Below are 24,286 nucleotides of genomic sequence, written 5' to 3'. Positions count from 1 at the left end.
GGCTCGTCATGCATTGCCCTTTCTGCCGCAATCCCGATTCCCGCGTCATCGACTCCCGCACGAGCGATGACGGCCTCAGCATCCGTCGCAGGCGCCAGTGCCCGAAGTGCGGCGGCCGTTTCTCGACGATCGAGACGGCGAGCCTCAACGTCATCAAGCGCTCGGGAGTCATCGAGCCGTTCAGCCGCGAGAAGGTGATGTCGGGCGTCCGCAAGGCGTGTCAGGGCAGACCGGTCACCGAGGCCGACCTCGCCGTACTGGCGCAGGCGGTCGAAGAGGCCGTGCGCCAGACCGGTTCGTCGCAGATCGATACGAACGAGATCGGCCTCGCGATCCTCGGACCGCTGCGCAATCTCGACGAGATCGCCTATCTGCGATTCGCGAGTGTGTATCAGGCGTTCGACACGCTCGAAGATTTCGAAGCAGCGATCGAACAGCTGCGTGCCGATCACATCGCGGCACGGACATCGGAGGGGTCGGGCGCGCTCTAGGCTGGACGGCGATGTATCCGTTCATCTTCCGTACCGTCTTCTCGCGCATGGAGCCGGAGACGGCGCACCACCTGGTGGTCCCGGTCATCCGTCTGCTCGGCGTCCCGCCCTTTTCGACCACCGCCCGTGCGCTGACCCGTCCGGACGCGTCGCTTCGGACCGAGGCGCTGGGACTCGTCTTCGACTCGCCGTTCGGTGTGGCGGCAGGGTTCGACAAGAACGCGGTCATGGTGCGCGGGCTCGGCGCCCTCGGCTTCGGGCACGTCGAGATCGGTACCGTGACGGCTGTGCCGCAGGAAGGCAATCCCCGGCCTCGGCTGTTCCGGTTGATTCCGGATCGTGCGCTCATCAACCGCATGGGCTTCAACAACCGCGGCGCGGCGGCCGCGGCATCCCGCCTCCGGCGTCTGCGTCGCGGCCGGAACCATGCCATCGTCGGAGCGAACATCGGCAAGAGCCGCGTCGTCGACGTCGAGCAGGCTACCGCCGACTACGTCACGAGCACGCGTCTGGTCGCCCCCGAGGCCGACTATCTGGTCGTCAACGTCTCGTCGCCCAACACACCCGGGCTCCGCGGACTGCAGGCGGTCGAGACGCTCCGCCCGCTGCTCGAGGCCGTGCGGGATGCGGCCGGCGCGACGCCCCTGCTGGTGAAGATCGCGCCCGACCTCGCGGATGACGAGGTCACCGCCATCGCGCGGATGGCCGTCGACGCCGGCCTGGCCGGCCTCATCGCCACGAACACCACGATCTCTCGCGACGGCCTGCTGACGGACGAGGCGACTATCGAGCAGATCGGCGCCGGCGGACTCTCGGGCGCGCCGCTTCGCCGTCGCGCGCTCGAGGTGCTGCGCGTGGTGCGGTCGGCCGTCCCCGATGATTTCTGCGTCATCGCAGCCGGGGGAGTGGAGACCGCGGTGGACGTCCAGGAGCGGCTGGCCGCGGGCGCCGATCTGGTTCAGGGGTACACCGCGTTCGTCTACCGCGGCCCCCTGTGGGCACGGCAGATCAACCGTGGTCTGGTCGAACTCAGACGGGGCGCTGGCCGCGCTTGACCTGAGGCTTCGGCAGACGCATGAAGCGCATCTGGATCGAGCGCATCGCGCCGTACCAGCCGAGGCCCTTCTCCATGCGTTCTGCGCCGAACTTCGCTCGAACGGCCTTCTTCACGCGGATGCTGGTGATGACCATGTCGCCGATCACGAGCAGGATGAACGACCACAGGGCGATGAACGCGTAGAAGGTCACCGCGTTCGAGCCGAGGAACGTCACGATGATGACGAGCACCATCGCGCCCATGACGAGTTCGCCGAGGTGCCATCCGGCGTCGATGTAGTCGCGGACGAAACGACGCTGCGGTCCCTTGTCGCGCATCGGCAGATAGCGCTCGTCGCCGTTGGCCATACCGATACGCGCTTTGTCGCGGCGCTCGGCGAGCTCTGCGCGAGCGCGCGCCTTCGCTTCTTTGGTGTCCGGCACCAGAGGGCGCTTGCGGGCCGCCTCCTGGGCGGCGCGGCTGGGGGTGGGACGGTTCTTGCCGGAGCCCGTCGACGCCTGAGCGGCGTCGTCCGGAGCAGGGGCAGCGGGAGTTTTGGCCACGGGGATCCTCGGGTTCTGCGACGAACGTGCCTCTTAAGATTACCCGCATGACCTCCGAATCTCCTCGGTCCGTCGCTGTGCGCGACGCCGCCCTCTCCGCCGTCCCCGCTGCCCTCGCCGATCTCGGTGCGCTCGTGCGGATCCCTTCGGTCGCATTCCCCGGATTCGACCGGGCTGAAGTGGAGCGCAGCGCCGCGGCCGTCGCCGATCTGGCGCGCGGGCTCGGCATCTTCGATCGCGTCGAGGTGGCGACGGCGACCATTCCGGAGACGGGTGAGGAGGGGATGCCGGCGGTGTTGGCGACTCGCGCTGCGCGCAATGGCCGGCCGACGATCCTCCTGTACGCGCACCATGATGTGCAGCCGGTCGGCGACGAGGCACTGTGGGACTCCGCTCCCTTCGAGCCCACCGTCCGTGATGGTCGCCTGTACGGTCGCGGCGCAGCCGATGACAAGGCCGGGGTCATGGCACACATCGGCGCCCTGCGTGCTCTCGTCGAGGCGGCCGGCGAAGACTTCGACCTCGGCGTCAACCTCTTCATCGAGGGTGAGGAGGAAGCCGGGTCGGCGTCCTTCGCGGCATTCCTGTCCGACAACGCCGACGCCCTGCGTGCTGACGTGATCGTCGTGGCCGACTCCGGCAACTGGGATGCGACCACGCCTGCGCTCACCGTTTCGCTCCGGGGCAACGCGCGCTTCACGATGACGGTGCGCACACTCGAGCACGCGTCGCACTCGGGGATGTTCGGGGGAGCGGTCCCGGACGCGATGCTGGCGACGGTGAAGCTGCTCGCCACGCTCTGGGACGACGACGGCGGCGTCGCCGTGGAGGGACTGTCCGAGCGTGACGCGGAGACGCCGGAGTACTCGGAGGAGACGCTCCGTTCCGAGGCCGGTCTCCCGCCGGGTGTCTCGCCGATCGGATCGGGAACGATCCTCTCGCGCATCTGGAACAAGCCCTCCATCACGGTGACGGGCATCGACGCTCCCAGCGTGCGCAACGCATCGAACACGCTGAGTCCCGAGGTTTCCGTGGTGATCTCCGCCCGCGTGGCTCCGGGACAGTCCGCCGAAGAGGCGTACCAAGCGATCGAGACGCACCTGCGCGCCCATGCACCGTTCGGGGCCCAACTGAGCTTCCGCGACATCGAGACCGGGAATCCGTTCCTCGTCGACACCAGCGGAGACGCCGTCGCGCACGCTCGCGCGGCCCTCGCTGAGGGCTACGGGGTCGATCCCGTGGACATCGGTGTGGGCGGGTCCATCCCGTTCATCGCGGACCTCGTGCGGGAGTTCCCGGCGGCCCAGATCCTCGTCACCGGTGTCGAAGACCCGCACGCCCGCGCCCACAGCCCGAACGAGTCGCTCCACCTCGACACCTTCCGGCACGCCCTCGTGTCCGAGGCGCTGCTGCTCGAGCGGTTGGACGCCAGTTCGCGCTGACGGTCACGACGTCGTCTCGGACCGACCCGCGGCCGGTGCTCACGCGTAGAATCGTGGCACCGGCCGCGTGTCTCGCGGCCCGAGACCTCGGGAGAATCATGACCGACATCGCCACGTCCGACACCGTCCGTGCCCACGGCGTCTCGCTGACCGATGAGGCGGCGCTCAAGGTGAAGAGCCTCCTCTCGCAGGAGAACCGCGACGACCTGCGTCTTCGGGTCGCCGTCCAGCCCGGCGGCTGCAGCGGACTGATCTACCAGCTCTACTTCGACGAGCGGTTCCTCGACGGCGACAAGGCCGTCGACTTCGACGGCGTCGAGGTCATCGTCGACGACATGTCCGTGCCCTACCTCGACGGCGCGACGATCGACTTTAAGGACACGATCTCGGAGCAGGGCTTCACGATCGACAACCCCAACGCGGCGGGCTCGTGCGCCTGCGGCGACAGCTTCCACTGAGCCTCGCCCGCGACATCCCCCGTCTCCGACATCCTGAATGGATGGCCTGAATAGGGTGAAAGCTTGCCCTAGACTGAAGGTCGAACCATTCGTCCCGGAAAGGTGCACTGTGCGCTTCAAACGCCGCCTCCGCTGGGCCGTGATCCCACTCGGGATCGTCACGGCAGTCTCCCTCGCAGCTTGTACACCGACGGAGCTGAACGGCTACCTCCCGGGCTTCACCGACGACGGTACGCAGGCGACGAACCGCACCGAGATGGTGTCGGGCCTCTGGGTGAACTCCTGGATCGTGCTCCTGGCCGTCGGCGTGCTGACGTGGGGCCTCATGGCCTTCGCCGCGATCGCGTACCGCCGCCGTCGCGGTCAGACGGGTCTGCCGGTCCAGCTGCGCTACAACATGCCGATCGAGATCTTCTACACGATCGTGCCGCTCATCCTCGTGATCGGGTTCTTCGCCTTCACGGCGCGCGACCAGTCGATCCTCGAGACGCAGTACGACGATCCCGAGGTCTCGATCACGGCGATCGGCAAGCAGTGGGCGTGGGACTTCCAGTACAACGGCGACGAGTCCGACAACTCCGATGCGGTATGGACGATGGGCGTCCAGGCGCAGCCCGACGCCAACGGCGACATCGACCAGGCAGAGCTGCCGACGCTCGTTCTGCCGGTCAACAAGGAGGTCAAGATCAACCTCCAGTCGCGCGACGTCATCCACTCGTTCTGGGTCATCGACTTCCTCTACAAGAAAGACATGTACCCGCACCGCGACACCAACTCGTGGTCCTTCGTCCCCACCCGCGAGGGAACGTACGCCGGCAAGTGCGCCGAGCTGTGCGGCGAGTACCACTCGATGATGCTGTTCAACGTCAAGGTCGTGTCCGAGCAGGAGTACGAGGTGTACCTCGAGTCCCTGCGCGAGAGCGGCCAGACCGGCGACATCAACACGGCATATGACCGCCTCCAGAACGCTCCGGGAACGGGCGCGGTCACCGACGACTCCGGTGAGGGAAGCCACTGATGGCTACGACACTTCCGCTTCAGGGCGAACAGCCCGCAGGCCGCCCCACGACCCTGCCGCCGCGCCAGGCGGCCCTGCTCAGCGCATCGCGCGTCGAGCAGAAGGGCAACATCATCGTCAAGTGGATCACCTCCACCGACCACAAGACGATCGGGTACATGTACCTCATCGCCTCGGTGATGTTCTTCCTTCTCGGCGGGGTGATGGCACTCATCATCCGTGCTGAGCTCTTCGAGCCCGGCATGCAGATCGTGCCGACCAAGGAGCAGTACAACCAGCTCTTCACGATGCACGGCACGATCATGCTTCTGATGTTCGCGACGCCGCTGTTCGCGGGCTTCGCGAACGCGATCCTGCCGCTGCAGCTCGGCGCGCCCGACGTCGCCTTCCCGCGTCTGAACGCTTTCGCCTTCTGGCTGTTCCTCTTCGGCTCGATCATCGCGATCTCGGGCTTCCTGACCCCGCAGGGCGCCGCGTCGTTCGGCTGGTTCGCGTACCAGCCGCTCGCGAACGCGACGTTCTCGCCGGGAGCCGGAGGAAACCTCTGGATGCTCGGTCTGGGCATGAGCGGTTTCGGCACGATCCTCGGCGCGGTGAACTTCATCACCACGATCATCACGATGCGCGCGCCCGGCCTCACCATGTGGCGCATGTCGATCTTCTCGTGGAACACCCTCGTCACGAGCATCCTGATCCTGATGGCGTTCCCGGTTCTGGCGGCTGCGATCTTCGCGGCGGCATCCGACCGTGTCCTCGGCTCGCACATCTACGACACCGCCAATGGCGGAGTCCTACTGTGGCAGCACCTGTTCTGGTTCTTCGGCCACCCCGAGGTCTACATCATCGCGCTGCCGTTCTTCGGCATCGTCTCCGAGATCCTCCCGGTGTTCAGCCGCAAGCCGATCTTCGGATACAAGACGCTGATCTACGCCACCATTGCGATCGCCGCCCTGTCGGTGGCGGTGTGGGCGCACCACATGTACGTCACGGGTGCTGTGCTCCTGCCGTTCTTCGCGCTGATGACGATGCTCATCGCGGTTCCGACCGGTGTGAAGATCTTCAACTGGATCGGAACGATGTGGCGGGGCTCCGTCACGTTCGAGACGCCCATGGTCTTCACCCTCGGCTTCCTCGTCTCGTTCGTCTTCGGTGGTCTCACCGGCGTCATCCTCGCGTCGCCGCCGCTCGACTTCCACCTCTCCGACTCGTACTTCGTCGTGGCTCACTTCCACTACGTCGTGTTCGGCACCGTCGTGTTCGCGATGTTCGCGGGCTTCTACTTCTGGTGGCCGAAGTGGACCGGGCGCATGCTCAACGAGCGTCTCGGCATGGTGCACTTCTGGATGCTGTTCATCGGCTTCCACATGACGTTCCTCATCCAGCACTGGCTGGGTGTCGACGGAATGGTGCGTCGCTACGCGGATTACTCGGCGGCTGACGGCTGGACGTGGCAGAACCAGGTCTCGACCATCGGCGCGATCATCCTCGGCGCTTCGATGATCCCGTTCTTCCTGAACGTCTGGATCACCTCGCGCACCGCCCCCAAGGTCACGGTCAACGACCCGTGGGGCTACGGAGCGTCGCTCGAGTGGGCGACGAGCTGCCCGCCGCCGCGACACAACTTCACGTCGATCCCGCGTATCCGCAGCGAGCGGCCGGCGTTCGACTTGAACCACCCCGAGGCCGCCATCCCGGTCGGCGTGGGCCCCGCGAAGGACGCCCCCGATGCACCGGTTGTGGATGTCGCCGATGGAGAGGTGAAGTAAGCCGTGAAGACCAACATCAACCTGTGGTGGGTGCTCACCTGGTTCTTCTTCGCGGTGTTCATCACCTACACCGTGTGGAACCTCGTTGCCCACACCGACCAGGGTGTCTGGTGGCACCGCATCGAGTGGGTCGGTTCGACCGCCCTCCTGTTCACCGGCTTCATGGGCGCGATGATCGCGTTCTACGTCTCGCGCGTGCACAAGGCGCAGGGCGGCGAGCTCCCGGAGGACTCGCTCACCGCTGACATCGACGACGGCGACCCCGAGGTCGGCGAGTTCAGCCCGTGGTCCTGGTGGCCGCTCGTGCTGGCTTTCGCTGCCTCGGTGTTCATCATCGGACTCGCGGTCGGCCAGTTCCTCCTGCCGATCGGGTTCGCGATCTTCATCGTGGCGATCGTCGGATGGGTCTACGAGTACTACCGCGGTTACTTCGCGCGCTGATCCCACGCGCTGCACGACGGCCATCGCACTCCGGTGCGGTGGCCGTCGCCGTTTCCGACCTCTGCGCCGTCGGTAGGACCGTCGCCTCACGCGCCTCGCCCGCCTCACGCGCCTCGGCCGCGACGTGTGAAGGACCGCGCTGATCGCTGTCCCGGGACGCAAGGTCGTCGCCGCAACACGCCGCGTCGTAGCGCTGGGGCTCAGCGCGTCGCCGCTGCCCTCTTGCGTCCAGGCCCGGCCGACCTTCCCGGTGCGACATGACCTGGTGGCCGGCTAGCGAGTTCTGCGACGGCCGGCAGAGCCACCGTGCCGGCTGTCCGGATGCGGCGGCGTGCCGCGATGCAATGGAACAGCACCGACACCCCGCGTCGGGCACGGACGGAACGGGGTGTTGCGCCTGAACCATTGCATCGCGGCACACACGTCGGCAGGGGTGCCGCTGCAGGCGACCCGGCGGCACGGCGTCGCCTGCAGCAAGCCGGGTCGCCAGGTCAGCCTCCGCGACGTCAGGCGGCCGACGGGAGGCCGTGAACGCCTCAGGAGCGTACGAGGGCCACCAGGGGGTCGGAGAGCCGGGGGAGGGGACCGTGCGCGTTCGCCACCGGGTAGCCCTCGCGAGCCCAGTATTCGAAGCCACCGATCATTTCGCGCACCCGGTATCCGAGCTTGGCGAACTCGATCGCGGCGCGGGTGCCGCCGTTGCAGCCGGGGCTCCAGCAGTAGACGACGACGTCGAGTGAACGGTCGATCTCGTCCGCGGCGCGCACTGCGATCTCGCGGTGGGGGAGATGCACGGCTCCGACAGCGTGCCCCTGCGCCCATGCCTCGGCGCTGCGGACATCGACGAGCGTGAAGGGCTCGTCCGCGCGCTGCGCTTCGTAGACGTCGGAGGCATCCGTCTCATGCTCGAGCTTGGCGGTGAAGTAGGCGAGTGCATCAGTCATGGTGGACACGCTACGCAGACAGACGAACGGCGGGGTGCGACCAATCGGTCACACCCCGCCGTAATCCGGACAGGTCCGGGTCAGCTCTTCTTCGGCGCCTCGCCGTCGGCATCCTCATCGGGGACGATGATGTTCGACGGACGGTTCGCGGTCTCGACGCCCTTGCCATCATCGATGGGCTGATGCGGAGCGTTCGAGACACCGGCGCGCTCGTGGGCGCCCTGGATCTCGGCGTCCTCTTCTTCGCTGATGTGCTCGAGGTCGTGGTGGGCGTGTGCCCGCGCAGCCTCGATCTCTGCCTGAGTCAGGGGCGCGAGACGGTCTTCGAAGAACCAGCGCGAGAGTCCGGCACGAAGGTTCTCATGCCACGGGATCTGACCCTTGTCGTTCGGGCGGACCACCAGGGGAGCGTTCGTGGTGTAGTCGACCAGCTTGACGAGCTCGTACTCGTCCACGGGCTGGTGCACCTCGATGTACTCGCCGCCGGGCAGACGCACGATGCGACCCGACTCGTAGCCGTGCAGAGCGATCTCGCGGTCCTTCTTCTGCAGCGCGATGCAGATGCGCTTCGTGACGAAGTACGCGATCACCGGTCCGAGAATGAGCAGCGCCTGCAGCGTGTGGATCACGCCTTCCATCGTCAGGTGGAAGTGCGTCGCGATGATGTCCGACGATGCAGCTGCCCACAGGACGGCGTAGAAGGTCACACCGGCTGCACCGATCGCGGTGCGGGTCGCCGCGTTGCGCGGGCGCTCGGCGATGTGGTGCTCACGCTTGTCACCGGTGACCCACGCCTCGATGAAGGGGTAGAGCATGACGATGACGATGAAGAGACCGAGTCCGACGAGCGGGACCAGGATGTTGAACGACCAGGTTCGGTCGAACAGCACGAACTCCCAGTGCGGCGGCACGAGGCGCAGCGCGCCGTCGGCGAATCCGATGTACCAGTCGGGCTGCGTACCGGCCGACACGGGGGAGGGGTCGTACGGGCCGTAGTTCCAGATCGGGTTGATCGTGAACAGGGCCGCGATGAGCACCAGCACGCCGAAGGTGATGAAGAAGAAGCCGCCCATCTTCGACATGTAGACCGGCATCATCGGGTAGCCCACGACGTTATTGTTCGTCCGCGCGGGGCCGGCGAACTGCGTGTGCTTGTTCACGATCATCAGCATCAGGTGCAGCGCGAGCAGCGCGACCAGGATGGCCGGCAGCAGCAGGATGTGCAGCGCGTACAGGCGCCCCACGATCTCGGTGCCCGGGAACTCGCCGCCGAACAGGAGGAACGACGTCCAGGTTCCGATCAGCGGGATGCCCTTGATCATGCCGTCGATGATGCGCAGACCGTTGCCCGACAGAACGTCATCGGGCAGCGAGTATCCGGTGAAGCCCTCTGCCATCGCGAGGATGAAGAGGATGAACCCGATGACCCAGTTGAGCTCACGCGGCTTGCGGAACGCGCCGGTGAAGAAGACACGCAGCATGTGCACGCCGATACCGGCGACGAACACGAGCGCCGCCCAGTGGTGCAGCTGACGGACGAGGAGGCCGCCGCGGATGTCGAACGAGATCTCGAGGGTCGAGGCCATGGCCGCCGACATCTCGAGTCCGCGCATCGGTGCATAAGCGCCGTAGTAGTGCGTCTCCGCCATCGATGCCTCGAAGAAGAACGTCAGGAACGTTCCCGAGAGCAGGACGACGACGAATGACCACAGCGCGATCTCGCCGAGCATGAACGACCAGTGGTCGGGGAAGATCTTCCGGCCCAGCTCCTTGACGAGGCCCGAGATGCTCGTGCGCTCGTCGAGGTAGTTCGCGACGCCGCCGACGAACTTGCCGCCGAGCGGCTTGTCCGAGGGACGGGTCGGGCCGTCAGCGTGGACCGCGGGCGCGGTCGTGACGTTCTCCGTGGGGTGGGTGGAGGTGCTCAATGACGCTCCCAGAAGCTCGGGCCGACGGGTTCGGTGAAGTCGCTGCGTGCGATCAGGTAGCCCTCGTCGTCGACGGTGATCGGGAGCTGCGGCAGCGGACGTGCTGCGGGGCCGAAGATGACGGCCGCCGCGTTGGTCACGTCGAACTGCGACTGGTGGCACGGGCACAGCAGGTGGTGGGTCTGCTGCTCGTAGAGGGCGACCGGGCATCCGACGTGCGTGCACACCTTGGAGTACGCGACGATGCCGTCGTACGACCAGTCCTTGCGGTCATCCGCCTCGTTCAGCTGCTCGGGGAGCAGACGCATGAGGAGGACGATGGCCTTGGCTTTCTCCTCGAGGTAGCCGTCGTGGTGCGCGAGCGTCGCGAGGGACTCGGGGATGACGTGCACGGCCGAGCCGAGCGTCAGGTCGGCGGCGCGGATCGGCTTGCCGGTCGGGTCGTGCGCCAGGCGCATGCCCTCTTCCCACATCGTGTGCTTGAGCAGGTGAACCGGGTCGCCCGCGTGCGGGTGCTCGGGCGAGCTGTGCGGCGCGAGACCGCGGAACAGCGTGATCCCCGGGAGGACGGACGCCGCGAGCGCCACGAAGAGCGAGTTGCGCACCATCGTGCGGCGGCCGAAGCCCGACTCGTTGTTCGCGTCCGCGAAGACCTGAACCGCCGCGGCGCGGGTCTTCTCGCTGCCACGCGTCGAGTGGCGCTCCTCGATGAACTCGGTGTCGTTCATCACGGCCTTCGACCAGTGGATCGCGCCGATGCCGATGGCGAGGAGGGCGGTCGCGATGCCCAGACCGATGAACAGGTTGTTGCGACGGATGTCGCTGATCATCCCGCTCTCGATCGGGAAGATCAGGTACGCCGCGATGGCCCAGATGCTTGCCGCTGCGGACAGGTAGAACAGGGTGTACACCGTGCGGACCGCGCGCGTCATGGCGGCGGGGTCCTTGTCGGTCATGCGCTTGCGGTGGGGTGCGAGCCCGGGGTTGTGCACCGGGTCGGACACCGCTACGGCGAGCCCCGATGAGGGCACCGGGGAAGCAGGAACCTGCTCGGGCGCCTTCTCGTCAGCCATTTTGCTCCTTGTGCGTTGCTTCGATCGTCACGGTTCTCAGTTCGACTTCGCGGTGATCCACACCGAGATGGCGACGAGCGAGCCGATGCCGAAGATCCAGATGAACAGACCCTCCGAGACGGGGCCGAGCGAACCGAGCGAGAAGCCGCCGGGCGAGTTCTCGGTCGGGCGCATCATCAGGTAGCTGATGATGTCGCGCTTCTCTTCGGTGGTGAGGGTCATGTCGTTGAAGACGGGCATGTTCTGCGGGCCCGTGACCATGGCTGCGTACATGTGCAGCGGCGACGTGGTCGTCAGCGGCGGGGCGTACTTGCCTTCGGTGAGGGCACCACCGGCGCCGGCGACGTTGTGGCACATCGCGCAGTTGATGCGGAAGAGCTCGGCGCCGTGCGAGACGTCGCCTCCACCGTCGAGCGTTTCGGAAGCCGGGTAGGTCGGGCCGGGGGCCTCCGACTGAACCCAGGCCGCCATGGCCTCGATCTGCTCCTGCGTGAACTGAACGGGCTTCTGCGGAGCCTGCGGCCCCTGCATCTGCAGCGGCATGCGTCCTGTGGCCACCTGGAACTCGACAGACAGCTCGCCCACGCCGTAGAGCGAGGGGCCGTCGTTCGTGCCCTGCAGGTCGAGACCGTGACAGGTGGCGCAGTTGGCCTGGAACAGCTTCTTGCCGTCCTCGACCGTGAGCGTGGATGCCGTCTGCGTCGTGTCGCCCGCCGCCATCGCGGCGGTAGCGCCGGCGTAGCCTCCGCCGGTGACGAGCAGTCCGATGCCGATCAGCGCGGCGGCAGCCCACTTGCTGCGACGTCCGCCGTTGCGGCGCGGGTTCTTGGATGCCATGGGTGAATCAGCTCCGGTTTACTTCAGGAAGTAGATGACGGCGAACAGGACGAGCCACACCACGTCGACGAAGTGCCAGTAGTACGACACGACGATGGCGGACGTCATCTCTTTCCGGCCGAAGTTCTTGACGGCGAAGGCGCGCCCGATGACGAGGAGGAACGCCACGAGACCACCGGTGACGTGGAGGGCGTGGAAGCCGGTGGTGATGTAGAACGCGGAAGCGTACGAGTCGGCCTGGATGGGCATGCCCTCGGCGACGAGCGTCGCGTACTCCCAGACCTGGCCGGAGACGAAGATCGCTCCCATGATGAAGGTCAGGAAGAACCACTCCACCATTCCCCACTTGCGGAGGTTCCAGAAGGAGCCCGACCGGTAGGGGCGGAAGTGCTCGGCGTTGTGGACACCGATCTGCGCCGTCACCGACGACAACACGAGGATGAGCGTGTTGACCGCGGCGAACGGGATGTTCAGCAGTTCGGTGCGGTCGGCCCACAACTCGGGAGAGGTGTTGCGCAGGGTGAAGTAGATCGCGAAGAGCCCCGCGAAGAACATCACCTCGCTGCCGAGCCACACGATGGTGCCCACAGCGACCGGGTCCGGCCGCTTGACCGAGCGCAGGGCCTGGGAATACGTCGCTGGAGTGGTCGTCACGGCATCCATTATGGCCGATCTGGAGGGTGGTTTCTGCATCGCTGAAGGTCTGGTTGGATCGCGTCGCGGTTAGGGCGACCTAAGAATCAGCCGAAAGTCGCCCGACAACCGGCCGATAGGATCGTGTGTCATGGCTCAGTACGCGTGGCGCGACATCCTGACCGACCTTCTCGAGAAGCGCGATCTCAGCGTGTCGGCGGCGACCTGGGCGATGCGCGAGGTCATGGCCGGTCGCGCATCCGCCGCGCAGCTGGCCGGGTTCCTCGTGGCTCTTCGCGCCAAGGGGGAGACCGTCGACGAGATCGTCGGCTTCCGCGACGCGATCCTCGAGGCGGCGCTCCCTCTCGCCGTTCCGACCGACGCGCTCGACATCGTGGGGACCGGGGGCGACCGATTCGGCACGGTGAACGTGTCGACCATGGCGTCCATCGTCGCGGCTGCCACCGGCGTTCCCGTCGTCAAGCACGGCAACAAGGCGGCGAGCTCGAAGTCGGGCTCCTCGGACGTGCTCGCCGCGCTGGGCATCGACCTCTCGCTCGACCCCGATGATGTGGCACGGGTGCTGCAGGAAGCGGGGATCACCTTCGCGTTCGCCTCGGCCTTCCACCCCGGATTCCGGCATGCCGGCCCGGCTCGTGCTGAGCTCGGCATCCCCACTGTCTTCAACTTCCTGGGGCCGCTCTGCAACCCGGCGCGCGCTGAGGCGAACGCGGTGGGCGTCGCGCACCTCGACCGGGTGCCGCTCATCACGGGCGTGTTCCGCACTCGCGGTGCGACCGCCCTGGTCTTCCGCGGTGACGACGGGCTCGATGAACTGACGACGACCGGCCACAGCCGCATCTGGGAGGTCAGCCGCGGCGACATCCACGAGCACGATCTGGATCCGCGCGATCTCGGGATGCCGCTCGCGCGCATCGAGGATCTGCTGGGCGGGGACCCGCAGCACAACGCCGCGGTCGTTCACCGGGTTCTGTCCGGAGAGACCGGGCCGGTGCGTGACATCGTGGTGCTGAACGCGGCGGCGGGAATCGTGGCGTACCGCCTGTGGCGGGATGCTGCCCAGGTGCAGCGCCCGATCCTCGAGCGCCTCGCGGAGGCGGCCGACGATGCGTCGCAGGCCCTCGACTCCGGCGCCGCTGCCGGCACCCTGGAGCGCTGGATCTCCGCGTCGGCCGGTTGAGGTCAGACCACATCGGTTTTTCACGGCATCGCGCGCACGGCGCCGAGGGCCCGGATGCATAGCGTGAGGCGCAACGCACCCGAGGAGGACCCGATGTCACACACCACCCCCACCGCCGATACGGTCGAAGCGCCCGTCCGCCGAGCCGGCCTCGTGAAAATCCTGGGCGTGCTCGGGATGCTGGGCGGAGTCGTGCTGATCATCGGCGGGCTCGTCGTCTGGTCGATCGTGTCGGGTCAGCTCCGCGCGGAGAACATCACCGTCCCCGAAGACGCGGCCGCCTTCCAGGGCCAGACCGTGGCTGGGCCGTTCACCGCATACGTGCAGGCGGACATCATCCAGCACCACGCACTCGACGCGTCCGGCGGCAAGACGTATGCGGAGCTGGATAAGGACGACCCCGTCCGGGCCACCATGATGAACGCGTCGTTCCTGCGCGCGTCGCTGTTCACTTCCGTCGTGTCGTTCGGCGTCGCCGCCTTCGCCATGGGCGTGGGTATCCTGTCGATCATCTTCGGCTTCGCGATTCACCGCCTGGCCTCGGCCCCGGTGGTCGTCCGCCGGTCGGCGGTCACCTCCGGCTGAACATGGAGGAGCGAGGCCCGCGCCGCGGCGCGGGCCTCCGGCATGCATATGGAACCTGTCGACGCCCTGACCGAGATCGCCGAACTGCTCGAGCGCGAACGGTCGTCGAAGTACAAGTCGAAGGCGTTCCGCGCCGCTGCCGACGCGATTCGAGACCTGCCGGACGACGTTCTCGACGACGTCTCCGCGCTGCGCCGACGTCCGGGGATCGGCGATCGCACGCTGACCGTGATCGTGGAAGCCCGCGCCGGCGGGGTGCCCGCATACCTCGCGGATCTGCGGGAGCGGCGCGGTGTGGTCGTCGCCGGCGAGCTCCGACGTCGACTCCGCGGCGATCTGCACTGCCACTCCGACTGGTCGGACGGGACGACCTCGATCGCCGAGATGGTCGCCGCGGCCCGGAACCTCGGGCATGAGTACCTCGCGTTGACCGACCACTCGCCGCGACTCCGGGTGGCCCGCGGGCTGTCTCCCGAACGCTTGCGCGATCAGCTCGACGTCGTCGCCGGGATGAGCGGTGAGGGGTTCACGTTGCTCAGCGGCATCGAGGTGGACATCCTCGACGACGGGGCGCTCGATCAGGAGGACGAGCTGCTGCAGCGCCTCGACATCGTGGTCGCGTCGGCGCATTCGAAGCTGCGGATGGCCCGTGGGGCGATGACGCGACGCCTGGTGGCCGCCGCATCCGATCCCCGCGTCGACGTGCTCGGGCACGTGACCGGCCGACTGGTCGAAGGTTCCCGGGGGACGAGGCCGCCGTCCGAGTTCGATCCGGAGCCCGTCTTCGCGGCGTGCGCGGAACACGGGGTGGCGGTGGAGATCAACTCGCGGCCGGAGCGGCAGGACCCGCCAGACGACCTCATCGAACAGGCGATCGCGGCGGGGTGCCTGTTCTCGATCGACTCCGACGCTCACGCCCCAGGGCAGCTGTCGCTGATCGACTACGGGGCCGAGCGCGCGGAGCGGCTGGGGGTTCCCGCCGATCGCATCGTCACGACATGGCCTCTCGACCGGCTGCGGGAGTGGACTGGTCGCACCCGCTCCTGAGAACGCGGCGGTGGAGTCAGGTGCGGTCGCGGAGTGCGGATGCCGCGCGTGCGAGCGAACCGCCCAGCCCACGGCGATCGGCAACCTCTGCGACGGTGTCGGCATCGGTGCCGCGGATGCGTCCCTCGACAGTGCCGAGGTCCAGGTCGCGCACCACCCGGACGACCCGCGGAGCTACCGCGAGGTAATCCGCTGCCGCGGCGAGCTTCGCGCGAACCCCGGCGCTCATGCCCTCGCCCCTCTCGGCCGCCGCCAGGATGCCGTCGAGGTCGCCGTGAGCGGCGAGGAGGGTCGCCGCGGTCTTCTCGCCCACACCGGCCACTCCGGGGAGTCCGTCGGAAGCGTCACCGCGCATCGTCGCGAAGTCGGCGTACTGGTCGGGGCGCACGGCGTACTTCGCCACGACCGCCTCGCCCGTGAGCACATCGAGGTTGCTCATGCCCCGGCCGGTGTAGACGACGCGGATCTGCCGCGTGTCGTCCACGAGCTGGATGAGGTCGCGGTCGCCGGTGACGACGTCGACGGGCATGGTCGCACGCGTCGCGAGCGTGCCGATCACGTCGTCGGCCTCGTGGTCGGGTGCCCCGACGATCGGGATGCCGAGGACGTCGAGGCTCTCGCGGATGGTCGAGATCTGCGCCTCGAGCGGGTCGGGCACGACCTCGACATCGGGACCGGTCTCGACCGTCTCGGCGACACGGTGCGTCTTGTATGTCGGGATCAGGTCGACACGCCACTGCGGTCGCCAGTCGTCATCCCAGCAGGCGATCAGGTGAGTCGGCTCGTACGTCGTGACGAGCTTCGCGATCATGTCGAGGAAGCCGCGGGCCGCATTGACCGGCCGGCCCTCGGAGTCCTTGACGGTGTCGGGGACGCCGTAGAACGCGCGGAAGTACAGGGATGCGCTGTCGAGCAGCATGAGTCGGTCGCTCATCGCATCATCCTGGCACGGGAGGCGGCCCCCGCAGCATCGCGCTGATCCAGACTGCTCAGCATCCGGGCCCCGACGGCGGCTCGGTGCAGACCCGATCGACGAGCGTGCCCCGTGCCTCGAGCACCTCGACGGTGTACCCGGCGGTCGGGATCTCGAGGGCGCCCGGCACCGGTCGCCAGCCGCGGCCGAAATCGACCTCCGCGCGGTAGCGGATGGTGGCGGTCGCGACATAGCTGCCTCGCGACCGGTAGGTGTGGCTCGCCGGTGTCCGGGCGGTGGCTGCGACGGTGCGGGTGCTGCCGTCGCCGGGAGCGATGACGATCTCGTCCGGCGTGAAGCGCACGGTGACCGGGAGGTCGAACAGCGTCCCCGTGGCCGTGTGCTGCGACGCCGCGATCAGGAAGTCGAGCGGGAGCCCGGCGACACCGTAGCCGGCCGGCTGGCTGCTGAGGGCACCCGGCTGAGGAGCGAAGGACGCGACATCGGCGATCGTCGCCTGCGGCAGAAGCGAGACGGTGAAGTCGTCGCACCGGTTCAGCGCCCCGCAGTCTCTCGGTGGGGCTGGCTGGGTGTCGGTTTCGTCGCCCCGGCTCGTGCTCGGAGGCCGTGTCAATTGTCCACTCACATTGACAGAGTCGCCAGCCACAGAACCCGCGCAGTCGCTGATCCATCCTGGAGTGGCGCATCCAGTCGCTGCGCTCTGAAGGATCGCCGCTGTGATGAGGGCCATCAACATGCCGGACCGTTATCGCGTGGGGCGATTCGATGAATTAGGCCTCGACCAGAGTCCAGCGCGACGGTGATCGTCAGCGTCTGGACCGGGCTGCGTCCGTTAGATGTGACCGGTGACCCCGCTGAGTCCCTGACTAGGACCTCATGAACGTCGAGACAAACCGACAGTTCGACGGTTTCCGGCGTCGCTCCACTTAATGAGAGCGAACGGACCGTGCTTTCGCCTTCGACGCGCCAGCCTTGATCCCGCATCTCGGAAAAGGTTGCCGTCGTTTCGTCCCGCATCTCGCCGGTGGTCAGGGCATAGACGGGTTCGAACGTCGTCGGGTCGGAGAGGTCCACGGCATTGAGGGCGTCGACGTAGGCGCGGTAGGTCGCTTCGGCGGCGGCGAAAGCGGCGGTGTCGCTGTCGGTGGGGGAGGGCGCTGTCGCCGTTGGCTCGGGGGTGGGCGAGGACGCGGGGGAGCCGCATCCGGTTGTCAGCAGTGCGACGGCGAGGACGGCGGCGACAGCATGGCGGCGTCGGACGAACATGCCCCGAACGTAGCGAGCCCGATCCTCCGCCCGCGGGAACTTTCCACAGGGCTGTCTCGTAGCCTGGAGGGATGCGGAGTGGTGGTGCACATGTCGTTCGGTGAGGCGGCGCTCAGGCGGCGTCCGACGGACGCGGCGCCCTGCCCGTGCGGCGGCGGCGCGTTCGGCGCCTGCTGCGGTCCCATCCTCGACGGGCAGGCGGCGGGAACTGCGGAGCACCTCATGCGTTCGCGCTACACCGCGTTCGCCGTGCGAGACCGTACCCATCTCGCGCGAACCTGGCACCCTGCGACGCGTCCCGACGATCTGGAGGCGGACGGCCCGGAGGAGTGGACGGGGCTCACGGTCGTTCGGGCCGCCGGCGGCGCGGACGACGCCACGGGCATCGTCGAGTTCCGGGCCCGGTGGCGCTCCGGTTCCGATTCCGGAGAGCTCCACGAAGTCAGCCGATTCACTCGAGTACGCGGCCGATGGCTCTACGTCGGTGGTGTCGTCGACCCCTCCGCGTGACCGATCGGGACGGGCCGGGCACCCGGCGCCGCCGCGGCGAGCAGGAAGCGCTGGAGGACTGGAATCGAGCGGGTTCGCTCTGATACCCTGGATCGTCACTCGTGTGGCTTCGTCGCCATGCGCATCTGACGCATCATCCACAACCATCCGCCTCGATCGCGGCCGTCGTCCCCGAGACGACGAGCCCCGGATTCGCGGCCCGACACCCTGACCCAACAAGGACAACCCACTACATGACTAACGCAACGACCGCCCCGGCCACCAAGCAGGTCGCTATCAACGACATCGGATCTGCTGAGGACTTCCTGGCCGCGGTCGAGAAGACTCTGAAGTTCTTCAACGACGGCGACCTCATCGAAGGCACCGTGGTGAAGATCGACCGCGACGAGGTCCTCCTCGACGTCGGCTACAAGACCGAGGGTGTCATCCCCTCGCGCGAGCTTTCCATCAAGCACGACGTCGACCCCAACGAGGTCGTCAAGGTCGGCGACGAGGTCGAAGCCCTCGTTCTCCAGAAGGAGGACAAGGAAGGTCGCCTCATCCTCTCCAAGAAGCGCGCGCAGTACGAGCGCGCCTGGGGTGACGTCGAGAAGATCAAGGAGAACGACGGTGTCGTCACCGGCTCCGTGATCGAGGTCGTCAAGGGTGGTCTGATCGTCGACATCGGCCTGCGCGGCTTCCTGCCGGCATCGCTCATCGAGCTGCGTCGCGTCCGCGACCTCACGCCGTACCTCGGCCAGGAGATCGAGGCCAAGATCCTCGAGCTCGACAAGAACCGCAACAACGTCGTGCTCTCGCGCCGCGCCCTGCTCGAGCAGACGCAGTCCGAGTCGCGCACCACGTTCCTCAACAACCTCCACAAGGGTCAGGTCCGCAAGGGCGTCGTCTCGTCGATCGTCAACTTCGGTGCGTTCGTCGACCTGGGCGGCGTGGACGGCCTCGTGCACGTCTCCGAGCTCTCGTGGAAGCACATCGAGCACGCTTCCGAGGTCGTCGAGGTCGGCCAGGAGGTCACCGTCGAGATCCTCGAGGTCGACCTCGACCGCGAGCGCGTCTCGCTGTCGCTCAAGGCGACGCAGGAGGACCCGTGGCAGGTCTTCGCCCGCACCCACGCGATCGGACAGGTCGCGCCGGGCAAGGTCACCAAGCTCGTTCCGTTCGGTGCGTTCGTTCGCGTCGCTGACGGCATCGAGGGCCTCGTGCACATCTCCGAGCTGTCGGGCAAGCACGTCGAGCTCGCCGAGCAGGTCGTGTCGGTCGGCGAAGAGGTCTTCGTCAAGATCATCGACATCGACCTCGAGCGTCGCCGCATCTCGCTCTCGCTGAAGCAGGCGAACGAGTCGGTCGACCCCTACGGCACCGAGTTCGACCCCGCCCTCTACGGCATGGTCACCGAGTACGACGAGAACGGGGAGTACAAGTACCCCGAGGGCTTCGACCCGGAGACCAACCAGTGGAAGGAAGGCTTCGACGAGCAGCGTCTGGCCTGGGAGGCCGAGTACGCGGCAGCTCAGGGTCGCTGGGAGGCGCACAAGGCTGCTGTCGTCAAGGCCCTCGAGGCCGAGGCGGCTGCTCCCGCCGACAACGGCTCGTCGTTCTCGTCGGACGTCCAGTCCGCGAGCACCGGCGGCGGCACGCTGGCCGACGACGAGGCTCTCGCCGCTCTGCGCGAGAAGCTCTCGGGTCGCTGAGCTCACACTGATACGACGAAAGGGTCGGAGCCTGGTGCTCCGGCCCTTTCGCCGTTCCTGGGCGGCGGGCGCGATTCCGCCCCGCCGCGCGCGCGGGCGTCCGCGACGCGATAGTTTCAGTGCATGGAGAATGAGACGCCGCAACGAACGCGCGCGACCCACGTTCTCCCCGCGCCCCCGCGATGGGTGAACACCGTCCGGGGGGACGGTGACCGCGCGCGGTCGGCGATGCTCAATCAGATCGTGACGACGTCGGTCGTACTCGTCGTCGCGATCGCGGGCCTCATGGTGGGATTCCGCGGTGACACGGCGATGTTCTTCCTCGCCGTCACCGCTGTCTTCGTGCTGACCGGCGCATCGATCATCGTCCCGTGGGGGCATCTGCCGCCCCTGTGGCTCGCTCTGATCCCGCTGGGCGACATCGTCGCGATCGGCGTCATGCGCGTCGCCGAGCCGACCGGTGGATTCGGGTTGCTCTGGGTCTTCCCGGTGATCTGGCTCGCGGCGGGTTTCGGCGCCGCCGGCTGGCTCGGGGGCATCTTCCTCGCTCTCGCCGCATACGGCGTCACGGACGCGGTGATCCGGTCGTCGCCGTCATCCTTCGGTTTCCTGCTTCTGCCTCTCCTGCTCGTCGCCGTGAGCACGTCGACGTTCCTCAGCAGCCGGCGCGCCAGCGCACAGCGGCTGCTCCTCGACCGGCAAGCAACGGTGCTGACGCAATCTCTCGAGCGAGCGCGCCGACATGAGCAGGTGCTCACCGAGGCTCTCGACCGCGTCGACTTCGGCGTCGCTCGGATCGAGTCGGACGGCTCGGCCTCGATCATCAATGACGCCCACGCGCGCCTGCAGCGCGGGTCGCGCACCAGCGGACAGCCTGACGTGTTCTCGGCCGACGGTTCGACGCTGCTGGCCGCTGACGAGCATCCACTGGCGCGCGTCCGGCACGGCGAAGCCTTCACCGAAGCGCGAATCCAGGTCGGCCGGGGCGAGGACCGCCGTGTTCTGAGCGTGTCGGCGCGGCGCATCATCGAGCCGGACGGCAGGGACTCCGGCGCGGTCGTCGTCACCCGCGACGTCACGGCCGAAACCGACGCGTTGCGAGAGCGCGACGCGCTCGTGTCGTCGGTCTCGCACGAGCTGCGGACCCCTTTGACGTCCATCCTGGGTTACCTCGAACTGGCCATCGACACGCCGGGTGTTCCCGAGGCGGCGCTCGAGAACCTGCGCGTCGCAGATCGGAACGCCGACCAGCTGCTCCGCCTCGTGGGAGACGTGCTGGCGGCGTCGAGTCAGCACAAATCCGCGGCGCAGCTCACCGTCTCACCGGCGGACATCGATCTCGTCGAGATCGTCCACGCTGCCGTGGAGTCGATCCTCGTGAGCGCGGGGGAGCGCGGCATCGTGATCGACGTGTCCCGCGTCGAACCAGCCCGGGCCTATGCGGACCCTGTTCGCATCCGGCAGGTTCTCGACAACCTCCTCTCGAACGCGGTCAAGTACAACCGACCGGGCGGCCGTGTCTCGGTCGCCACCTCGGTCGGCGACCAGTGGGCGCTGATCGCCGTGCAGGACTCCGGGGTCGGGCTGAACGAGGAGGACCTCGGCTCGGTTTTCCAGCGCTACTACCGGGGGGCAGCCGTCCGCGATTCGTCCGTCACCGGCAACGGGCTCGGTCTGGCGATCAGCCGCGATATCGTGCGCAGGCACGGCGGCGACATCACGGTCACCAGCGTTCTGGGCGTCGGTTCGACTTTCTCGGTGACGCTTCCGGTGCGGCGGCCCGGGACGGCGACATCATGATCGATCAGTTCTCCGTTTCGCTCGTGACCGCCGTCGTGGTGCTGGTGTGCGCCGTGCTGTTCATCTTCGATACTCTGCTGCGTCGGCCCGAGCAGAGCGGCCGATTCTGGGCAGTCGGATTCCTCTCCGCCGTGCTGACCACGATGTTCTACGTCGTTTGGGCCAGTGCCCCTGAAACCGCCTGGGCCGTCGTGTGCGGCAACACCGCTGCCGTCGTCGGTACGGGTCTCATGTGGCTCGGATGCCGCGCCTACAACCGGCGGCCGGTGCGCGGAGCCGGTGTCGTCGTCGCGCTCGGCGGCACCGCTGCCGCAGTCGCCGCCTCCGTCGAGTTCGCTCTGGGCGGCGACGACTGGTCCGGAGCCGTAGTGATGTTCGGAGCGCTGAGCGTGCTGGCCGCGGCCGCGTCGGTGGAGTGCTTCCGCGGTGCCCTGGGCGCCTCCCGTACCGCGCTCCCGCTCGGCATCGTCTTCGGCGTGCAGGCGCTGTTCTACCTCGTGCGCGTCGTGATCGTCGCGACGCTGGGATACGGCGAGGTCTTCGACCTGTGGGCGGGTTCCATACCCACGAGCATCCTCACCGTGGTCCTCTCCATCACCGCCGTCGTCAGCGCGTCGGTCCTCCGCGCTGGTCGGGTCGGCGTGCGCGGGTCCGATTCGCCGGAGGGGCGCGATGCCGGTTCGGGTGAGATCGCGACGATAGCGGGCTTCCGCCGGGCGGTCAGCGTGAGCGTCCAGCGGGCCAGCGCGCGGAGGGAGTTGGTGGCGGTCTGGGTCATCGAGCTCGACGGACTCGAGTACATCGCCACCGCGTTCGGTCTCGATGTGGGCGATGAGGTCGTACAGACGTGGCGCAAGACCATGGCGACGAACGCGCCCACGCTCGCCGTTCTGGGCGAGGTCGGGGCCGAGCGGATCGGAGTCATCACGGTCGTCGGATCCGCGGCGGACGCGCGACGGCAGGCGCTGGCGCTCTACCGCTCCCTGTTCGAGGCGCTCGGCTCGGTCGAGGGCGGCGTGCTTCCCGCCATCGGCGTCGGCGTCGCGCTGAGCGATGCCGTCGGCTACGACGCGGATGCCCTGATCGAGGCGGCCGCGGCCGCGGCGACCCGTGCCTCGTCGGGGGTGGCTTCGGCCGTGCTGCTCGCCGAACCGTCCTGACGCTGTCCGCGCCGCTGTCAGCGCTGATCGAGCCGGTACCCCGTGCCCTGGTCCGAGGCGATCAGGGTCGACGTCGCGGCGGCCGCGAACGTCCCGCGCAGCGACTCGACGCTGCGCTCGATCGCCCGCACCTCGTCGGGATCGGGAGCTTCTGCGCGTGACCGGGACCGGAGAGCGAGTGCGAGGTCGTGCTTCGTCCGGGTGCGTCCCTGCGCGAGGAGCAGGGCGCGGAGCACGGACGCTTCCGTCTGCGCGAGTTCGATCGGAACGCCCGCGAGGCGGAAGACGCCGTCGGTCACCGATACGTCGCCATAGGAGAGGTTCTGCGCGGCCGGAGTCGGGGTCGCGGCCGGTGCGGCATCCACGACGGGCGCCTCCTCGCGTCGCCGCTGTGACGGAATAGCGGCCAGGCGAGCTTTAAGATCGCGCGGCCGGAACGGCTTGCCGAGGTACTCGTCACCGCCGGCTGCCCTGCCGCGCTCGGCGTCGCCCGGTTCCACGAAGGCGGAGATGAAGATGATGTAGGTGTCGCTGAACTCGCGGACGCGACGCGCGACCTCGAACCCGTCGATGCCGGGAATGTTGACGTCGAGGGTCGTGACGTCGGGGGATACCGATCGGATCAGCTCGACCGCGTCGAGGCCGTTCTCGGTCGCGTGCACCGAGAATCCGCTCGATTCGAGGATCGCCGAGAGCAGGCTGCGGATGTCGGCCTGGTCTTCGACGATGACGGCGGTGCGTTCCACGGTGATCCCACCTTCCGCGGGTTGTGTGGAATCCATCGTATCGACCGGGCGACCTCGCGCTCGGCCTAGCGCCCGTGGCATCCTCGGGTGTATGCCTCTGATCGCATTGACAGGCGGGATCGCGTCCGGCAAATCCACGATCGCGCGTCGGCTGGCCGAGCACGGGGCCGTTGTCGTCGACGCGGACGCGATCGTGCGGGACGTCCAGCGCCCCGGGTCTCCCGTGCTCGAGGCCATCAGCGGCGAGTTCGGGTCCGGCGTGATCGCGGCTGACGGCGAACTCGACCGCGCCGCGCTGGCGGCCATCGTGTTCGCCGACCCGGAAGCGCGAACCAGGCTGAACGAGATCGTTCACCCGGCGGTGCGTGCGGAGTCGCTGCGACGCTTCGACGAAGCACTCGGCCGAGGGGACGGGACCGTCGTGGTGTACGACGTGCCTCTGCTCGTCGAGGCTCGCGTCGACGACCCCTGGGATTCCGTCGTCGTCGCGCACGCGCCCGCATCCGTCCGCCGTGAGCGTCTGCGGCGGCTTCGCGGGATGACGGCGGAGGAGGCCGATCGGCGGATCTCGGCGCAGGTCGACGATGACCAGCGGCTCGCAATCGCCGACGTCGTCATCGACACCGCGGGTGACCTCGAGGCGACGCTGGCGCAGGTCGACGCCCTCTGGGCCGAGCTCACCGCGGCGCCGGCCTCGTAGCACGCGCGCACGCTCT

The 24,286-nt window shown here is 67.9% G+C and carries 25 protein-coding genes; 15 read left to right on the top strand and 10 right to left on the bottom strand.

Translation table 11 applies throughout. The annotated features are described in order from the left end of the window. Positions 1-8: 8 nt before the first annotated feature. Together nrdR and O1W71_RS04050 are read left to right on the top strand one after the other, a co-directional pair. Positions 9-491 (top strand): transcriptional regulator NrdR, encoded by a 483-nt coding sequence (gene nrdR, locus O1W71_RS04055; RefSeq protein ID WP_269266590.1) that lies wholly within the window; start codon positions 9-11, stop codon positions 489-491. An 11-nt stretch (positions 492-502) separates the two neighbouring features. After that, positions 503-1,546 (top strand): quinone-dependent dihydroorotate dehydrogenase, encoded by a 1,044-nt coding sequence (locus O1W71_RS04050; protein WP_269266589.1) that lies wholly within the window; start codon positions 503-505, stop codon positions 1,544-1,546. On the opposite strand, the gene O1W71_RS04045 is transcribed toward O1W71_RS04050, so the two are convergent. Next, positions 1,521-2,090 carry a DUF3043 domain-containing protein gene (locus O1W71_RS04045; RefSeq protein ID WP_112613982.1) on the bottom strand — a complete coding sequence of 190 codons (570 nt, stop codon included), beginning with the start codon at positions 2,088-2,090 and terminating at the stop codon, positions 1,521-1,523. The two genes, O1W71_RS04050 and O1W71_RS04045, sit on opposite strands and share 26 nt — an antisense overlap. 47 nt (positions 2,091-2,137) lie before the next feature. On the opposite strand from O1W71_RS04045, the gene O1W71_RS04040 reads away from it, so the two are divergent. The 5 genes from O1W71_RS04040 (at position 2,138) to O1W71_RS04020 (ending at position 7,215) form a co-directional block, all read left to right on the top strand. Then, positions 2,138-3,532 carry a dipeptidase gene (locus O1W71_RS04040; protein WP_269266588.1) on the top strand — a complete coding sequence of 465 codons (1,395 nt, stop codon included), beginning with the start codon at positions 2,138-2,140 and terminating at the stop codon, positions 3,530-3,532. 98 nt (positions 3,533-3,630) lie between these two features. Beyond that, on the top strand, positions 3,631-3,990 hold the full coding sequence (erpA, locus tag O1W71_RS04035) for an iron-sulfur cluster insertion protein ErpA (protein WP_023951519.1): 360 nt from the start codon (positions 3,631-3,633) through the stop codon (positions 3,988-3,990). A 109-nt stretch (positions 3,991-4,099) separates the two neighbouring features. Further along, positions 4,100-5,008, top strand: coding sequence for an aa3-type cytochrome oxidase subunit II (gene ctaC / locus O1W71_RS04030; RefSeq protein ID WP_269266587.1), 909 nt, complete (start codon positions 4,100-4,102; stop codon positions 5,006-5,008). Then, a complete protein-coding gene (gene ctaD / locus O1W71_RS04025) occupies positions 5,008-6,774 on the top strand; it encodes an aa3-type cytochrome oxidase subunit I (protein ID WP_112613988.1) in 1,767 nt (588 codons plus the stop codon). The genes ctaC and ctaD overlap by 1 nt, the downstream gene beginning before the upstream one ends. Before the next feature lie 3 nt (positions 6,775-6,777). Further along, the gene (locus O1W71_RS04020; protein ID WP_112613990.1) at positions 6,778-7,215 is read left to right on the top strand and encodes a cytochrome c oxidase subunit 4; all 438 of its coding nucleotides are present in this window, start codon (positions 6,778-6,780) and stop codon (positions 7,213-7,215) included. 536 nt (positions 7,216-7,751) lie between these two features. On the opposite strand, the gene O1W71_RS04015 is transcribed toward O1W71_RS04020, so the two are convergent. The 5 genes from O1W71_RS04015 to ctaE form a co-directional block, all read right to left on the bottom strand. Beyond that, positions 7,752-8,159 carry a rhodanese-like domain-containing protein gene (locus O1W71_RS04015; RefSeq protein ID WP_269266586.1) on the bottom strand — a complete coding sequence of 136 codons (408 nt, stop codon included), beginning with the start codon at positions 8,157-8,159 and terminating at the stop codon, positions 7,752-7,754. Between the two features lie 80 nt (positions 8,160-8,239). Further along, the gene (gene qcrB / locus O1W71_RS04010) at positions 8,240-10,087 is read right to left on the bottom strand and encodes a cytochrome bc1 complex cytochrome b subunit (RefSeq protein WP_269266585.1); all 1,848 of its coding nucleotides are present in this window, start codon (positions 10,085-10,087) and stop codon (positions 8,240-8,242) included. Beyond that, positions 10,084-11,160, bottom strand: a complete 1,077-nt coding sequence (gene qcrA, locus O1W71_RS04005; RefSeq protein WP_112613994.1) for a cytochrome bc1 complex Rieske iron-sulfur subunit — start codon at positions 11,158-11,160, stop codon at positions 10,084-10,086. Before qcrA ends, qcrB begins: the two co-directional genes overlap by 4 nt. A 36-nt stretch (positions 11,161-11,196) precedes the next feature. After that, on the bottom strand, positions 11,197-11,997 hold the full coding sequence (gene qcrC / locus O1W71_RS04000; protein WP_269266584.1) for a cytochrome bc1 complex diheme cytochrome c subunit: 801 nt from the start codon (positions 11,995-11,997) through the stop codon (positions 11,197-11,199). Between the two features lie 18 nt (positions 11,998-12,015). Further along, positions 12,016-12,660, bottom strand: a complete 645-nt coding sequence (gene ctaE / locus O1W71_RS03995) for an aa3-type cytochrome oxidase subunit III (protein WP_112613998.1) — start codon at positions 12,658-12,660, stop codon at positions 12,016-12,018. Between the two features lie 121 nt (positions 12,661-12,781). Here ctaE and trpD point away from each other — a divergent pair, with 121 nt between their 5' ends. From trpD to O1W71_RS03980, 3 genes are all read left to right on the top strand, one after another. Continuing rightward, the gene (gene trpD, locus O1W71_RS03990) at positions 12,782-13,831 is read left to right on the top strand and encodes an anthranilate phosphoribosyltransferase (protein WP_112614000.1); all 1,050 of its coding nucleotides are present in this window, start codon (positions 12,782-12,784) and stop codon (positions 13,829-13,831) included. A 93-nt stretch (positions 13,832-13,924) separates the two neighbouring features. Next, positions 13,925-14,416: an aromatic ring-opening dioxygenase LigA gene (locus O1W71_RS03985; protein ID WP_269266583.1), complete on the top strand. Its 492-nt coding sequence runs from the start codon at positions 13,925-13,927 to the stop codon at positions 14,414-14,416. Positions 14,417-14,464: 48 nt separating this feature from the next. After that, the gene (locus O1W71_RS03980; protein ID WP_269266788.1) at positions 14,465-15,463 is read left to right on the top strand and encodes a PHP domain-containing protein; all 999 of its coding nucleotides are present in this window, start codon (positions 14,465-14,467) and stop codon (positions 15,461-15,463) included. A 16-nt stretch (positions 15,464-15,479) separates the two neighbouring features. Here the strand turns inward: O1W71_RS03980 and O1W71_RS03975 are convergent, their stop codons facing one another. From O1W71_RS03975 to O1W71_RS03965, 3 genes are all read right to left on the bottom strand, one after another. Beyond that, positions 15,480-16,397, bottom strand: coding sequence for a 5'-3' exonuclease (locus tag O1W71_RS03975; protein WP_269266582.1), 918 nt, complete (start codon positions 16,395-16,397; stop codon positions 15,480-15,482). 55 nt (positions 16,398-16,452) lie between these two features. Continuing rightward, a complete protein-coding gene (locus tag O1W71_RS03970; RefSeq protein ID WP_269266581.1) occupies positions 16,453-17,010 on the bottom strand; it encodes a hypothetical protein in 558 nt (185 codons plus the stop codon). Positions 17,011-17,126: 116 nt separating this feature from the next. Further along, positions 17,127-17,663 carry a hypothetical protein gene (locus O1W71_RS03965; RefSeq protein ID WP_269266580.1) on the bottom strand — a complete coding sequence of 179 codons (537 nt, stop codon included), beginning with the start codon at positions 17,661-17,663 and terminating at the stop codon, positions 17,127-17,129. Positions 17,664-17,741: 78 nt separating this feature from the next. Here O1W71_RS03965 and O1W71_RS03960 point away from each other — a divergent pair, with 78 nt between their 5' ends. From O1W71_RS03960 to O1W71_RS03945, 4 genes are all read left to right on the top strand, one after another. After that, on the top strand, positions 17,742-18,173 hold the full coding sequence (locus O1W71_RS03960) for a YchJ family protein (protein ID WP_331282640.1): 432 nt from the start codon (positions 17,742-17,744) through the stop codon (positions 18,171-18,173). A gap of 233 nt (positions 18,174-18,406) precedes the next feature. Then, positions 18,407-19,864, top strand: coding sequence for a 30S ribosomal protein S1 (rpsA, locus tag O1W71_RS03955; RefSeq protein WP_023951490.1), 1,458 nt, complete (start codon positions 18,407-18,409; stop codon positions 19,862-19,864). A gap of 123 nt (positions 19,865-19,987) precedes the next feature. Continuing rightward, complete coding sequence (locus O1W71_RS03950) at positions 19,988-21,664, top strand: sensor histidine kinase (RefSeq protein ID WP_269266579.1); 1,677 nt, start codon at positions 19,988-19,990, stop codon at positions 21,662-21,664. Beyond that, the gene (locus O1W71_RS03945; protein WP_269266578.1) at positions 21,661-22,824 is read left to right on the top strand and encodes a diguanylate cyclase domain-containing protein; all 1,164 of its coding nucleotides are present in this window, start codon (positions 21,661-21,663) and stop codon (positions 22,822-22,824) included. Before O1W71_RS03950 ends, O1W71_RS03945 begins: the two co-directional genes overlap by 4 nt. A 17-nt stretch (positions 22,825-22,841) precedes the next feature. Here the strand turns inward: O1W71_RS03945 and O1W71_RS03940 are convergent, their stop codons facing one another. Beyond that, positions 22,842-23,570, bottom strand: a complete 729-nt coding sequence (locus tag O1W71_RS03940; RefSeq protein WP_269266577.1) for a response regulator transcription factor — start codon at positions 23,568-23,570, stop codon at positions 22,842-22,844. A 91-nt stretch (positions 23,571-23,661) separates the two neighbouring features. Between O1W71_RS03940 and coaE the strand changes: the two genes are divergently transcribed. Beyond that, complete coding sequence (gene coaE / locus O1W71_RS03935; RefSeq protein ID WP_269266576.1) at positions 23,662-24,270, top strand: dephospho-CoA kinase; 609 nt, start codon at positions 23,662-23,664, stop codon at positions 24,268-24,270. The last annotated feature ends 16 nt before the right edge of the window (positions 24,271-24,286 follow it).

It is taken from the genome of Microbacterium sp. H37-C3 (assembly GCF_027157935.1).
Classification (GTDB): Bacteria; Actinomycetota; Actinomycetes; order Actinomycetales; family Microbacteriaceae; genus Microbacterium; species Microbacterium plantarum.
This window is presented reverse-complemented; position numbering and strand designations above follow the sequence as displayed.